The organism is Citrobacter europaeus (assembly GCA_020099315.1).
In the GTDB taxonomy this organism is placed as follows: domain Bacteria; phylum Pseudomonadota; class Gammaproteobacteria; order Enterobacterales; family Enterobacteriaceae; genus Citrobacter; species Citrobacter europaeus.
Map to the genome: position 1 here is coordinate 3,635,573 of CP083650.1, position 14,996 is coordinate 3,650,568.

At 52.4% G+C, this 14,996-nt stretch carries 11 protein-coding genes and 2 rRNA genes; 8 read left to right on the forward strand and 5 right to left on the reverse strand.

Annotation, left to right across the window (positions count from 1 at the left end; genetic code table 11):
- Window positions 1-100: 100 nt before the first annotated feature.
- Window positions 101-1,429, forward strand: a complete 1,329-nt coding sequence (gene srmB, locus LA337_17135) for an ATP-dependent RNA helicase SrmB (protein UBI14889.1) — start codon at window positions 101-103, stop codon at window positions 1,427-1,429.
- Window positions 1,430-1,542: 113 nt separating this feature from the next.
- On the opposite strand, the gene grcA is transcribed toward srmB, so the two are convergent.
- Window positions 1,543-1,926, reverse strand: a complete 384-nt coding sequence (gene grcA / locus LA337_17140) for an autonomous glycyl radical cofactor GrcA (GenBank protein ID UBI14890.1) — start codon at window positions 1,924-1,926, stop codon at window positions 1,543-1,545.
- Window positions 1,927-2,243: 317 nt separating this feature from the next.
- Here grcA and ung point away from each other — a divergent pair, with 317 nt between their 5' ends.
- Window positions 2,244-2,933 (forward strand): uracil-DNA glycosylase, encoded by a 690-nt coding sequence (gene ung / locus LA337_17145; GenBank protein UBI14891.1) that lies wholly within the window; start codon window positions 2,244-2,246, stop codon window positions 2,931-2,933.
- 34 nt (window positions 2,934-2,967) lie between these two features.
- Here ung and LA337_17150 read toward each other — a convergent pair whose 3' ends face one another.
- Window positions 2,968-4,047, reverse strand: a complete 1,080-nt coding sequence (locus LA337_17150; GenBank protein UBI14892.1) for a tRNA/rRNA methyltransferase — start codon at window positions 4,045-4,047, stop codon at window positions 2,968-2,970.
- A 207-nt stretch (window positions 4,048-4,254) separates the two neighbouring features.
- Here LA337_17150 and trxC point away from each other — a divergent pair, with 207 nt between their 5' ends.
- The 6 genes from trxC (at window position 4,255) to LA337_17180 (ending at window position 9,977) form a co-directional block, all read left to right on the forward strand.
- A complete protein-coding gene (gene trxC / locus LA337_17155) occupies window positions 4,255-4,674 on the forward strand; it encodes a thioredoxin TrxC (protein ID UBI14893.1) in 420 nt (139 codons plus the stop codon).
- 69 nt (window positions 4,675-4,743) lie between these two features.
- On the forward strand, window positions 4,744-5,442 hold the full coding sequence (gene tapT / locus LA337_17160; protein ID UBI14894.1) for a tRNA-uridine aminocarboxypropyltransferase: 699 nt from the start codon (window positions 4,744-4,746) through the stop codon (window positions 5,440-5,442).
- A gap of 36 nt (window positions 5,443-5,478) precedes the next feature.
- Entirely contained in the window at window positions 5,479-8,139 is a 2,661-nt protein-coding gene (gene pat, locus LA337_17165) for a protein lysine acetyltransferase (protein UBI14895.1), read from the forward strand.
- An 89-nt stretch (window positions 8,140-8,228) separates the two neighbouring features.
- Window positions 8,229-8,270, forward strand: a complete 42-nt coding sequence (locus tag LA337_17170) for a hypothetical protein (protein UBI18498.1) — start codon at window positions 8,229-8,231, stop codon at window positions 8,268-8,270.
- Window positions 8,254-9,609, forward strand: a complete 1,356-nt coding sequence (gene pssA, locus LA337_17175; GenBank protein UBI18499.1) for a CDP-diacylglycerol--serine O-phosphatidyltransferase — start codon at window positions 8,254-8,256, stop codon at window positions 9,607-9,609. The genes LA337_17170 and pssA overlap by 17 nt, the downstream gene beginning before the upstream one ends.
- Window positions 9,610-9,653: 44 nt before the next feature.
- Window positions 9,654-9,977: a YfiM family lipoprotein gene (locus tag LA337_17180; protein UBI18500.1), complete on the forward strand. Its 324-nt coding sequence runs from the start codon at window positions 9,654-9,656 to the stop codon at window positions 9,975-9,977.
- Here LA337_17180 and LA337_17185 read toward each other — a convergent pair.
- The 3 genes from LA337_17185 to LA337_17195 form a co-directional block, all read right to left on the reverse strand.
- Complete coding sequence (locus tag LA337_17185; GenBank protein ID UBI14896.1) at window positions 9,974-11,272, reverse strand: MFS transporter; 1,299 nt, start codon at window positions 11,270-11,272, stop codon at window positions 9,974-9,976. The two genes, LA337_17180 and LA337_17185, sit on opposite strands and share 4 nt — an antisense overlap.
- A gap of 457 nt (window positions 11,273-11,729) precedes the next feature.
- Window positions 11,730-11,845 (reverse strand): 5S ribosomal RNA (gene rrf, locus LA337_17190).
- Between the two features lie 98 nt (window positions 11,846-11,943).
- Window positions 11,944-14,851 (reverse strand): 23S ribosomal RNA (locus LA337_17195).
- Window positions 14,852-14,996 lie beyond the last annotated feature (145 nt).

Genomic DNA, 14,996 nt, shown 5'->3' on the forward strand with positions numbered 1-14,996 from the left:
AACATAGGATAAAAACAATACCTGAGAAGGTATATCCATACAAACAGATGAAGATTGCAGCCGTAACGTCTATAATCAGCGCCCCACTCAGAGGTAGAACATGACTGTAACGACTTTTTCCGAACTTGAACTCGATGAAAGCCTTCTGGATGCCCTCCAGGAAAAAGGTTTCACTCGCCCGACCGCCATTCAGGCTGCCGCCATTCCGCCTGCGCTCGATGGCCGTGATGTACTCGGTTCTGCGCCGACAGGCACCGGTAAAACGGCGGCATATTTGCTGCCAGCGTTGCAGCACCTGCTCGACTTCCCGCGCAAGAAATCTGGTCCGCCGCGCATTTTAATTTTGACACCGACGCGCGAACTGGCGATGCAGGTTGCCGAACACGCCCGTGAGCTGGCGAAGAATACGCATCTGGATATCGCAACGATTACCGGCGGCGTGGCTTACATGAACCACATGGAAGTCTTTAGCGAAAACCAGGACATCGTGGTCGCCACTACCGGTCGTCTGCTGCAGTACATTAAAGAAGAGAACTTCGACTGTCATGCAGTTGAGACGTTGATCCTCGATGAAGCAGACCGCATGCTGGACATGGGCTTTGCCCAGGACATCGAGCATATCGCCGGTGAAACCCGGTGGCGTAAGCAAACCATGCTGTTCTCCGCCACGCTGGAAGGCGATGCGATTAAAGATTTTGCCGAGCGTCTGCTGGAAGATCCGGTCGAAGTCTCAGCGGATCCGTCCACCCGTGAACGCAAGAAGATCCATCAATTTTACTACCGTGCCGATGATATCGAGCACAAAACTGCCATGCTGATCCATCTGTTAAAACAGCCGGAAGCGACCCGCTCAATTGTCTTTGTACGCAAACGCGAGCGTGTACACGAGCTGGCAGGCTGGCTGCGCCAGGCAGGCATTAATAACTGCTATCTCGAAGGCGAGATGGTGCAGAACAAACGTAACGAAGCGATCAAACGTCTGACCGATGGTCGCGTGAACGTACTGGTAGCAACCGACGTTGCCGCACGCGGGATCGATATTCCTGACGTTAGCCACGTGTTTAACTTCGACATGCCACGCAGTGGCGATGCCTATCTGCACCGCATTGGTCGCACCGGTCGCGCAGGCCGTAAAGGTACAGCGATCTCTTTGGTTGAAGCGCACGACCATCTGCTGCTCGGCAAAGCGAGCCGCTATATTGACGAGCCACTGAAAGCACGCGTCATCGACGAACTGCGTCCAACCACGCGCGCGCCAAGTGAGAAATCTAACGGTAAGCCATCCAAGAAAGTGCTGGCAAAGCGCGCCGAGAAAAAAGCCAAAGAGAAAGAGAAGCCGCGGGTGAAAAAACGTCACCGCGACGCCAAAAATATCGGCAAACGTCGTAAGCCGAGCGGAGCTGCGACTCAGCAGTCCGACAAAGAGTAAACCGAATGCCGGGCCGTCTAGCCCGGCATTTTTTGTGCACAGAAAAGCGGAAGACGCACTGGCATCTTCCGCTTTCAGATTCTCTGCTGAACGGGGGTTATTCCCCGATAGCCTTACAGGCTCTCAGTAAAGGTACGAGCAATAACGTCGCGCTGCTGTTCTGGGGTCAGAGAGTTGAAACGCACGGCATAACCAGAAACACGGATGGTCAGCTGTGGATATTTCTCCGGATGCTTAACCGCATCTTCCAGCGTTTCGCGACGCAGAACGTTTACGTTCAGGTGTTGACCACCTTCCACGCGGACTTCCGGCTGTACGTCTACCGGCACTTCACGGTATTCGATTTCACCCAGTTTGCTGACGGCAACGACTTCATCAGCATTGAAACCTGCTTTCGCAACGATGCAGCGTGCTTCGCCTTTTTCGCTGTCCAGCAGCCAGAAAGAGTTCAGCAGGTCGTCGTTTGCAGCTTTAGTAATCTGGATACCTGTAATCATTTGATGCCTCCCCGGCAAAATTATTTGATCTCGGTTGGCCGTCATCCGGCCAATTGGTAAAACCATTGTTGCTTGAGTGTATATATACCCCTCACACACCCTTGAATCTTTGATTTAAATCAATAAAAACCACACATGGAAAGTGGTGATAGATGGATTTTATTGTTTTACATCAACTTACGCCATACATGCAGCTAAACTTTTTACATAAATTTTCAACTATCTTTAAGGGGTAGTCCCTTGAGAAACGTACAGAATTTTGCGACGCCGAAAGAAGCAGTTAAGCTAGGGGGATTGAAAATTCGCAGGAGAGCGAAATGGCTACCGAATTAACCTGGCACGATGTACTGGCAGAAGAGAAACAGCAGCCTTATTTTGTTAACACGCTGCATACTGTGGCGGGCGAGCGTCAGTCGGGTATGACAATTTACCCGCCGCAAAAAGATGTATTTAATGCTTTTCGCTTTACCGAGCTTGGCGACGTGAAAGTCGTCATCCTGGGTCAGGACCCTTACCACGGTCCAGGCCAGGCACATGGTCTCGCGTTCTCTGTCCGCCCCGGCATTGCCACTCCGCCTTCGTTGCTGAACATGTACAAAGAGCTGGAAGCGACGATTCCAGGCTTCACGCGCCCAACCCACGGGTATCTGGAAAGTTGGGCACGCCAGGGCGTGCTGTTACTCAACACCGTACTCACCGTCCGCGCCGGTCAGGCACATTCGCACGCCAGCCTGGGGTGGGAAACATTTACTGATAAAGTTATCAGCCTGATTAACCAACATCGGGAAGGCGTGGTTTTCCTGCTCTGGGGTTCTCACGCACAGAAGAAAGGCGCGATTATTGATACGCAGCGTCACCATGTATTGAAAGCGCCCCACCCATCACCGCTCTCTGCGCATCGCGGTTTCTTTGGTTGCAATCACTTTGTACTGGCGAATGAGTGGCTGGAACAACGAGGTGAAAAGCCAATTGACTGGACGCCGGTATTACCTGCAGAAAGCGAGTAAAAAAAATGCCAGCGATTCGCTGGCATTTTTATGATCAGGCTTTGTTCTGACGCCACCACTCCGCGAGCAGCACGCCGGTCGCGACAGAAACGTTGAGCGTTTCTACCTTGCCCGTACCGTCAATCGCTACGCACAGATCGTCGGCTGAGCATGCTGCTTCTGGCAGAGCTTCACGCTCACGCCCTAATACCAGCACCATTTTTTCCGGCAACGTGGTAGTAAACAACGGTTTGCCTTTCACGCTTGAGGTCATCACTACCGTGTAACCCGCGTTACGGAAGTCGTCCAGCACATCGACAATGCTGTCACCGGTGATCGGCTGAACGTGCTCAGCTCCACCTTCGGCTGTACGGATAGCCGCACCCGATTCCAGCAGCGCCGCATCCTGAACTACCACGCCTTTCACACCAAAGTGGGCGCAGCTACGCATCATGCCGCCCAGGTTATGCGGGTTAGCAATATCTTCCAGGGCCAGCACGCAATCCTGCGCCCCTGCCTGACCAACCCACTGCTTAACGGTGGTGCCGTTACGCTTTTTGATCAGGAAGCAAACGCCGCCATGGTGTTCAGTACCAGAGGCTTTCGCCAGCTCGGCTTCGTCAACCACGTGGTAGGCTTTGCGGTTTGCCGCCATCCAGCGTAATGCTTCTTTAAAGCGCGGGGTTACGCTCTGAACAAACCAGGCGCGAACAATAGCGTCCGGACGACTCTGGAACAGAGCCTGACAGGCATTCTCACCGTAAACGCGAGTTTCTTCCGCGCGCTGACGGCGTAATACTTCAGGATCGATAAAGCTTTTGCCGCTAATACCGCCGTGATCGGCTTTGTCCGCTGCGTCATCACTCGGTGCGCGGGACACGGTACGCCATGGTGAATCTTCACGTCTGCGGTCGCGTTCTACATCGCGGTCACGACCACGTTCACGGCCACGTTCGCTGTTCGGACCCTTTCTGTCATCACGGGCAGGGCGACGACCGCCTTCGGCTCGGGAGGTACCGGGGCGACCGCCGCCTTTACCAGTACGTGGATTTTGGGTGCGTTTGTCCGAGTCATCGTCACTGCGGACGTACATCACTTTGACCTTGCCGTTTTTATTCTTCAGTTCGTCGCTCATGTTTTTCTCCACCTGCTCTGCGCGAAGCGCGCAGATTACCCGATGTGCACGTCGTTAGCCATTATTTCATTTAAAAGCTAAGGACTATTGTACTCATTGAATAAAACGCATTGTTGTTTAGAACAGACTCCCCGATAATATGTAACATAATAGAAACATACTGGCGTTACTGCCGTGAAGTCCACTCCACTCATCCAGAGGTTAGTTATGAATACCGTTTGTACCAGCTGCCAGGCTATCAACCGTATCCCCGACGATCGTGTCCAGGAAGCGGCTAAATGCGGACGCTGTGGTCACGACCTGTTTGATGGGGAGGTGATCAATGCGACCGGTGAAACACTGGATAAACTGTTAAAAGACGATCTCCCGGTGGTGGTTGATTTTTGGGCCCCCTGGTGTGGTCCATGTCGTAACTTCGCCCCGATTTTTGAAGATGTCGCGGAAGAGCGTAGCGGTAAAGTGCGTTTTGTTAAAGTGAATACGGAAGCCGAGCGTGAACTCAGCGCCCGTTTCGGTATCCGCAGCATTCCGACCATCATGATCTTCAGAAAAGGTGAAATCGTCGACATGCTTAACGGCGCTGTACCAAAAGCCCCGTTTGATAGCTGGCTTAACGAATCATTATAATCTCTACGGGGCGCATCTTGTGCCCCGTTTTCACCTCTGCGACAATAGCGTTTTTCAACGTGTTTCCCCATGACCGATAACGCTGTTCTTCTGTTACGCGCTGAGCGCCTTGCGCGCGCCACGCGCCCTTTCCTTGCCCGAGGTAATCGCATTCGCCGCTGTCAGCGCTGCCTACTGCCGCTGAAGCTCTGCTTGTGCGCAACGCTAATGCCCTCTGAGGCAAAAAGTCGCTTTTGTCTGGTTATGTTTGACACCGAGCCGATGAAGCCCAGTAACACGGGACGTTTGATTGCCGATATTCTGCCCGATACCACGGCTTTTCAGTGGTCACGCACCGAACCGCCTCAGGCGCTGCTCGAACTGGTGAAAAATCCGGATTACCAGCCGATGGTTGTATTCCCGGCCTCTTATGCAGGCGAAGAGCGTGAAGTGATTTTCACGCCACCAGCCGGTAAACCACCGTTGTTTATTATGCTTGATGGTACCTGGCCTGAGGCGCGTAAAATGTTCCGCAAAAGCCCGTACCTTGATAACCTGCCGGTAATCTCCGTTGATTTATCGCGTCTTTCTGCTTACCACCTGCGCGGCGTTCACGCCGAAGGGCAATACTGTACCGCCGAAGTGGCCATCGCCTTATTGGATCTGGCGGGTGATACGCAAGCCGCGGAAGGGTTAAGCGATCATTTCACTCGCTTTAAAACCCGCTATCTGGCAGGAAAAACCCAACATCAGGGAAGCGTCACAGCAGACTCGCCAGAAAGCGTTTAAAATCATTCGGTCACTGGTGTCATTAAGGAAGCCGATATGAGTCAGCGTGGTCTGGAAGCACTACTGCGACCGAAATCCATTGCAGTGATTGGGGCGTCAATGAAGCCTAATCGCGCGGGTTACCTGATGATGCGTAACCTGCTTGCCGGGGGATTCAATGGACCTGTTTTACCGGTGACGCCCGCATGGAAAGCGGTGTTGGGCGTACTGGCCTGGCCCAATATCAATAGCCTGCCTTTTAGCCCGGACCTCGCCGTATTGTGCACCAATGCCAGCCGTAACCTGGCGTTACTCGAAGCGCTTGGCGAGAAAGGCTGTAAAACCTGCATTATTCTCTCGGCTCCCGCGGCACAGCACGCAGAACTGCTGGCCTGCGCATCACGCTACAACATACGTTTGCTGGGGCCCAACAGCCTGGGACTTCTCGCCCCCTGGCAGGGGCTTAACGCCAGCTTTTCCCCTGTCCCGATTAAGCGCGGCAAGCTGGCTTTTATCTCTCAATCCGCTGCCGTATCCAATACCATACTCGACTGGGCACAGCAGAGAGAAATGGGCTTTTCTTACTTTATCGCGCTGGGTGACAGCCTGGATATCGACGTTGATGAACTGCTGGATTACCTGGCGCGCGACAGCAAAACCAGCGCAATATTGCTGTATCTCGAACATTTAAGCGATGCCCGGCGCTTTGTTTCCGCCGCCCGTAGCGCCTCGCGCAATAAACCCATTCTGGTGATTAAGAGCGGTCGCAGTCCAGCGGCGCAGCGTTTACTGCATACCAGCGCAGGGATGGACCCCGCCTGGGACGCGGCTATCCAGCGCGCCGGTTTATTACGCGTGCAAGATACTCACGAACTGTTCTCGGCGGTCGAAACCCTGAGCCACATGCGTCCGCTGCGTGGCGACAGACTGATGATCATCAGCAATGGGGCCGCGCCAGCCGCACTGGCATTAGATGAACTGTGGTCAAAAAATGGCAAGCTGGCGACGCTGAGCGAAGATACCAGCCAGAAATTACGCGATACCTTGCCTGAACATGTTGATATCGCCAACCCGCTGGATCTGCGTGATGATGCCAGCAGCGAACACTACGTTAAAACGCTGGATATTTTGCTCGCCAGCCAGGATTTCGACGCGCTGATGGTAATTCACTCCCCCAGCGCGGCCGCTCCCGGCACCGAAAGCGCGCAAGCATTAATCGAAGCGGTAAAGCGACATCCACGCGGTAAGTTCGTCTCGTTGCTGACCAACTGGTGCGGAGAGTTTTCCTCTCAGGAGGCCCGTAGACTGTTTAGCGAAGCCGGATTACCTACCTACCGTACGCCGGAAGGCACCATCACTGCGTTTATGCATATGGTGGAGTATCGGCGTAACCAGAAGCAGTTGCGGGAAACGCCTGCGCTGCCGGACTACCTGACCACCAACACCGCCGAAGCGCATAATCTGTTACAGCAGGCGATTGCTGAAGGAGCAACGTCGCTGGATACCCATGAAGTGCAGCCGATTTTACAGGCCTATGGCTTACACACTCTGCCAACGTGGATCGCCAGCGACAGCGCAGAAGCCGTACACATCGCGGAGCAAATCGGCTACCCGGTGGCGCTAAAGCTGCGTTCTCCTGATATCCCGCATAAATCAGAAGTTCAGGGGGTAATGCTCTACCTGCGTACGGCAACAGAAGTGCAGCAGGCCGCCAATGCGATTTTTGATCGGGTAAAAATGGCCTGGCCGCAGGCACGCATTCACGGTTTATTAGTACAAAGTATGGCGAATCGCGCTGGCGCTCAGGAGCTTCGCGTCGTTGTTGAACACGACCCGGTATTTGGCCCATTGATTATGCTGGGTGAAGGTGGGGTTGAGTGGCGACCGGAAGAACAAGCCGTGGTGGCATTGCCGCCATTGAATATGAATCTGGCGCGTTATCTGGTGATCCAGGGGATCAAAAATAAGAAGATCCGCGCTCGTAGCGCACTACGCCCACTGGATATCGCCGGGTTAAGCCAGCTTCTGGTGCAGGTCTCCAACCTAATCGTCGATTGTCCGGAAATTCAGCGTCTGGATATTCATCCGCTGCTGGCCTCCGCCGGTGAATTTACCGCACTGGATGTCACGCTGGACATTGCCCCATTCACGGGCGATAACGAAAGCAGACTGGCGGTACGTCCCTACCCCCATCAGCTAGAAGAATGGGTAGAGTTGAAAAACGGCGAGCGCTGCCTGTTCCGCCCCATTTTGCCAGAGGATGAGCCTCATCTGCAGCAGTTCATTTCTCAGGTAACCAAAGAAGATCTTTATTATCGCTATTTCAGTGAGATCAACGAATTTACCCACGAAGATTTAGCCAATATGACGCAGATCGACTACGATCGGGAAATGGCCTTTGTTGCGGTACGGTGTAAAGATAATCAGCAAGAGATCCTCGGCGTAACGAGGGCAATCTCGGATCCTGATAACGTTGACGCCGAGTTTGCCGTGCTGGTACGTTCAGATCTCAAAGGGCTCGGACTGGGCCGTCGGTTGATGGAAAAGTTAATTGCATATACCCGAGATCACGGACTTATCCGTTTGAATGGTATTACGATGCCAAACAATCGTGGGATGGTCGCCCTGGCCCGAAAACTCGGGTTTGCTGTTGACGTCCAGCTCGAAGAGGGAATTGTTGGGCTAACGCTTAATCTGGCCCAATTTGAGGAATCGTGAGTAAGGTACTGGAAATGTTGACCACATTAATGGGTACTGGTGGTATCATTGCCCGCTTATGTCGTCTGCATAGCACAGAGGACCCTTCAATGAACAGAGAAGAAATGCACTGTGATGTTGTCAAAATTTAAGCGTAATAAACATCAACAACACCTTGCCCAACTACCCAAGATTTCTCAGTCAGTTGATGATGTAGATTTCTTTTATGCTCCCGCTAATTTCAGGGAGACTCTGCTGGAAAAAATAGCCAGCGCGACGCGACGGATCTGCATTATTGCGCTGTACCTGGAACAGGATGACGGTGGCAAAGGCATACTCGACGCGCTCTATGCGGCAAAACGGCAGCGTCCTGAGCTGGATGTCCGGGTGCTTGTGGACTGGCACCGAGCCCAGCGCGGACGTATTGGTGCTGCGGCTTCGAATACCAACGCTGACTGGTATTGCCGAATGGCGCAAGAAAACCCTGGTATCGATATTCCTGTCTACGGCGTTCCGATTAACACCCGAGAAGCACTTGGCGTCCTGCATTTTAAAGGCTTTATCATCGATGACAGCGTCCTGTACAGCGGGGCCAGTCTGAACGATGTTTATCTGCATCAGCATGATAAATATCGCTATGACCGCTATCAGTTGATTCGCAACGCGCAAATGGCCGATATCATGTTCGATTGGGTTACACAGAACCTGATGAACGGTCGCGGCGTTAATCGCCTTGATGATATCAATCGCCCTAAAAGCCCGGAAATTAAAAATGACATCCGCCTGTACCGTCAGGAACTGCGCGATGCGTCATTCCATTTTCAGGGTGATGCGGATAATGAACAGCTTTCGGTTACGCCTCTGGTGGGACTTGGTAAATCCAGTCTGTTAAATAAGACCATTTTTCACCTCATGCCCTGCGCGGAGCACAAGCTCACAATCTGTACCCCTTATTTCAACCTGCCTGCCATACTGGTGCGCAATATCATTCAGCTGCTGCGTGAAGGGAAAAAGGTCGAAATCATTGTCGGTGATAAAACCGCCAACGACTTTTTCATTCCGGAAGATGAGCCATTCAAGATCATCGGTGCGCTGCCATATCTGTATGAAATCAATCTGCGCCGTTTCCTGAGCAGATTGCAGTATTACGTGAATACCGACCAGCTGGTCGTGCGCTTATGGAAAGATGATGACAATACCTATCATCTGAAAGGTATGTGGGTTGATGATAAATGGATGCTGCTCACCGGCAACAACCTTAACCCTCGCGCCTGGCGTCTGGATCTGGAAAACGCCATCCTTATCCACGATCCTAAGCAAGAGCTGACTCCCCTGCGCGATAAAGAGCTGGAGCTTATCCGCACGCATACCACAGTGGTTAAGCACTATCGCGACCTGCAAAGCATTGCTGACTATCCAGTCAAAGTGCGTAAGCTCATCCGTCGACTACGCCGTATTCGTATCGACAGATTAATTAGCCGTATTCTGTAACCAAGACCCCGTCCAGTGACGGGGTTTTTCATATGGAGGTAACGGTGCGCCTGTTTATTCTTACCAGTATCCTGGCCATTTCTGGCTGCAGCCACATGGCAAATGACCGCTGGAGCGGACAAGACAAAGCTCAACACTTCATCGCCTCCGCCATGCTTGCCGCAGCCGGAAATGAATATGCCCAACATCAGGGTAACAGCCGCGATCGCAGTGCGGCTATCGGCCTGATGTTCTCAGTCAGCCTGGGCGCGTCAAAAGAGTTGTGGGACAGCCGCCCCGCAGGGAGCGGCTGGAGCTGGAAGGACTTCGCCTGGGATGTTGCAGGCGCGTCTACCGGCTATGCGGTCTGGCAACTGGCACATTACTAGAGGCGCAGACCTTTCCCCTTCCCATGCAGCATCAGCGATACTAAAAACGCGACGACTGCCAGCGCTGTAACGTACCAGAAGAATGTCGTTTCCATACCGACAGACTTCAGGGATAACGCCACATATTCGGCTGAGCCACCAAACAGGGCATTAGCTACCGCATAAGATAAGCCAACTCCCAAAGCGCGCACCTGCGCCGGGAACATTTCAGCCTTCAGAATACCGCTGATTGACGTATAGAAACTCACGATCAACAAAGCGCACATCACCAGAGCAAACGCCATATACGGGGACGTTACGCTTTGCAATGCTGTCAGAATGGGAACGGTGAAAATCGCGGCCAACGCGCCAAAACACAACATTGAAGTACGTCGGCCAATTTTATCTGACAAGGCACCAAACAGCGGCTGTACCAGCATGAACACACACAGTGCCGCTGTCATAATCCCGCTGGCTACGTTGGCATGCATACCGGCGGTGTTAACCAGATACTTCTGCATATAGGTTGTGAAGGTATAAAAACACAGCGAGCCTGCAGCGGTAAAGCCAAGCACCATGATAAAGGCTTTACGATTACGCCACAGCCCTTTCAGAGAACCTGCTTCTTTCAGCGCGCGAACGTCCTGTTTCGAGGTTTCATCTAACTGGCGACGTAGCCATAGCGCAACAATAGCCAGTACGGCACCCAACGCAAATGGAATACGCCACCCCCACGATCTTAGCGCTGAGTCTTCTAACGTTTGCTGTAATATGACCACAACCAGCAATGCCAGTAACTGCCCACCAATTAACGTCACATACTGGAATGAAGCATAAAAACCTTTCTTACCTTCAACGGCTACTTCACTCATATAGGTAGCGCTGGTTCCGTATTCGCCACCAACAGACAGCCCCTGAAATAGTCTGGCCAGCAGCAATAGCGCAGGAGCCCAGGTACCGATGGTCTCATACCCCGGTAGACAAGCGATCACCAACGATCCCATACACATCATACAAACTGACAGCAGCATAGACTTTTTACGCCCATGCTTATCTGCGATGCGACCAAACAACCAGCCGCCAATCGGTCGCATCAGAAAGCCTGCAGCAAAAACGCCTGCAGTTTGTAAGAGTTGTGTGGTGGTGTTTCCGGAGGGAAAAAAGATGTGAGCGAAATAGAGGGAGCAGAAAGAGTAGATATAGAAATCAAACCATTCGACCAGATTCCCTGATGATGCTCCGACAATCGCCCATATACGACGACGGGTATCGCCGTCTGCCAGCATCCCGTTCTCAGTTACACTGCTATCAGCCATTAGAATTGTACCCCTGCCAACGATCGCGTTAATTTATCAATGAAGGTTGTGTCTATTTTGGTGAACTAAATGTTATATAATTGTTATAATTCATTGTGCGAGAAAGATCACGGTTTTAATTAGCAGGAAAATGATTCAGATATGTTCGAGGGAGAGAGCCGAGTTATCAGCCAGAAATAGTGTGAGTTTTGTAGGACGGATAAGGCGGGACGCCGCATCCGGCGGTTTTCACTCCGTACAGACGCAAAAATGCCCATCCGTCAGGATGGGCTTCTTCACTTGTTTGATGCCTGGCAGTTTATGGCGGGCGTCCTGCCCGCCACCCTCCGGGCCGTTGCTGCGCAACGTTCAAATCCGCTCCCGGCGGATTTGTCCTCCTCAGGAGAGCGCTCACCGACAGACCACACATAAAACAAAAGGCCCGGTCTTTCGACCGGGCCTTTCGCTTTTATTTGATGCCTGGCAGTTCCCTACTCTCGCATGGGGAGACCCCACACTACCATCGGCGCTACGGCGTTTCACTTCTGAGTTCGGCATGGGGTCAGGTGGGACCACCGCGCTACAGCCGCCAGGCAAATTCTGTTTATCAACACACCTCTTGGGCATGTCGATGTAATCTGTATCAGGCTGAAAATATCTTCTCAAATCCGCCAAAACATCTTCGGCGTTGTAAGGTTAAGCCTCACGGTTCATTAGTATCGGTTAGCTCAATGTATCGCTACACTTACACACCCGACCTATCAACGTCATAGTCTTTAACGTTCCTTCAGGAGACTTATAGTCTCAGGGAGAACTCATCTCGGGGCAAGTTTCGTGCTTAGATGCTTTCAGCACTTATCTCTTCCGCATTTAGCTACCGGGCAATGCCATTGGCATGACAACCCGAACACCAGTGATGCGTCCACTCCGGTCCTCTCGTACTAGGAGCAGCCCCCCTCAATTCTCCAGCGCCCACGGCAGATAGGGACCGAACTGTCTCACGACGTTCTAAACCCAGCTCGCGTACCACTTTAAATGGCGAACAGCCATACCCTTGGGACCTACTTCAGCCCCAGGATGTGATGAGCCGACATCGAGGTGCCAAACACCGCCGTCGATATGAACTCTTGGGCGGTATCAGCCTGTTATCCCCGGAGTACCTTTTATCCGTTGAGCGATGGCCCTTCCATTCAGAACCACCGGATCACTAAGACCTGCTTTCGCACCTGCTCGAGCCGTCACTCTCGCAGTCAAGCTAGCTTATGCCTTTGCACTAACCTCCTGATGTCCGACCAGGATTAGCTAACCTTCGTGCTCCTCCGTTACTCTTTAGGAGGAGACCGCCCCAGTCAAACTACCCACCAGACACTGTCCGCAACCCGGATTACGGGTCTACGTTAGAACACCAGCCATTAAAGGGTGGTATTTCAAGGTTGGCTCCACGCAGACTGGCGTCCACGCTTCAAAGCCTCCCACCTATCCTACACATCAAGGACCAGTGTTCAGTGTCAAGCTATAGTAAAGGTTCACGGGGTCTTTCCGTCTTGCCGCGGGTACACTGCATCTTCACAGCGAGTTCAATTTCACTGAGTCTCGGGTGGAGACAGCCTGGCCATCATTACGCCATTCGTGCAGGTCGGAACTTACCCGACAAGGAATTTCGCTACCTTAGGACCGTTATAGTTACGGCCGCCGTTTACCGGGGCTTCGATCAAGAGCTTCTCCTTACGGATAACCCCATCAATTAACCTTCCGGCACCGGGCAGGCGTCACACCGTATACGTCCACTTTCGTGTTTGCACAGTGCTGTGTTTTTAATAAACAGTTGCAGCCAGCTGGTATCTTCGACTGATTTCAGCTCCATGAGTAAATCACTTCACCTACATATCAGCGTGCCTTCTCCCGAAGTTACGGCACCATTTTGCCTAGTTCCTTCACCCGAGTTCTCTCAAGCGCCTTGGTATTCTCTACCTGACCACCTGTGTCGGTTTGGGGTACGATTTCGTGTTACCTGATGCTTAGAGGCTTTTCCTGGAAGCAGGGCATTTGTTACTTCAGCACCGTAGTGCCTCGTCATCACACCTCAGCGTTAACAGTGTTCCGGATTTACCTGGAACACCCGCCTACATGCTTAAACCGGGACAACCGTCGCCCGGCTAACATAGCCTTCTCCGTCCCCCCTTCGCAGTAACACCAAGTACAGGAATATTAACCTGTTTCCCATCGACTACGCCTTTCGGCCTCGCCTTAGGGGTCGACTCACCCTGCCCCGATTAACGTTGGACAGGAACCCTTGGTCTTCCGGCGTGCGGGTTTTTCACCCGCATTATCGTTACTTATGTCAGCATTCGCACTTCTGATACCTCCAGCATGCCTCACGACACACCTTCAACGGCTTACAGAACGCTCCCCTACCCAACAACACATAGTGTCGCTGCCGCAGCTTCGGTGCATGGTTTAGCCCCGTTACATCTTCCGCGCAGGCCGACTCGACCAGTGAGCTATTACGCTTTCTTTAAATGATGGCTGCTTCTAAGCCAACATCCTGGCTGTCTGTGCCTTCCCACATCGTTTCCCACTTAACCATGACTTTGGGACCTTAGCTGGCGGTCTGGGTTGTTTCCCTCTTCACGACGGACGTTAGCACCCGCCGTGTGTCTCCCGTGATAACATTCTTCGGTATTCGCAGTTTGCATCGGGTTGGTAAGTCGGGATGACCCCCTAGCCGAAACAGTGCTCTACCCCCGAAGATGAGTTCACGAGGCGCTACCTAAATAGCTTTCGGGGAGAACCAGCTATCTCCCGGTTTGATTGGCCTTTCACCCCCAGCCACAAGTCATCCGCTAATTTTTCAACATTAGTCGGTTCGGTCCTCCAGTTAGTGTTACCCAACCTTCAACCTGCCCATGGCTAGATCACCGGGTTTCGGGTCTATACCCTGCAACTTAACGCCCAGTTAAGACTCGGTTTCCCTTCGGCTCCCCTATTCGGTTAACCTTGCTACAGAATATAAGTCGCTGACCCATTATACAAAAGGTACGCAGTCACACCCCAAAGGGTGCTCCCACTGCTTGTACGTACACGGTTTCAGGTTCTTTTTCACTCCCCTCGCCGGGGTTCTTTTCGCCTTTCCCTCACGGTACTGGTTCACTATCGGTCAGTCAGGAGTATTTAGCCTTGGAGGATGGTCCCCCCATATTCAGACAGGATACCACGTGTCCCGCCCTACTCTTCGAGTTCACAACACATGCACTTTTGTGTACGGGACTATCACCCTGTATCGCCGGACTTTCCAGACCGTTCCACTAACACACATGCTGATTCAGACTCTGGGCTGCTCCCCGTTCGCTCGCCGCTACTGGGGGAATCTCGGTTGATTTCTTTTCCTCGGGGTACTTAGATGTTTCAGTTCCCCCGGTTCGCTTCATTACGCTATGTATTCACGTAATGATAGTGTGACGGATCACACTGGGTTTCCCCATTCGGAAATCGCCGGTTATAACGGTTCATATCACCTTACCGACGCTTATCGCAGATTAGCACGTCCTTCATCGCCTCTGACTGCCAGGGCATCCACCGTGTACGCTTAGTCGCTTAACCTCACAACCCGAAGATGTTTCTTTCGATTCATCATCGTGCTGCAAAAATTTGAGAGACTCGAACACACCGCTTTTCATTTCTTATTACGGAGAAATGAAACAGTGTGTCGTTTCAATTTTCAGCTTGATCCAGATTTTTAAAGAGC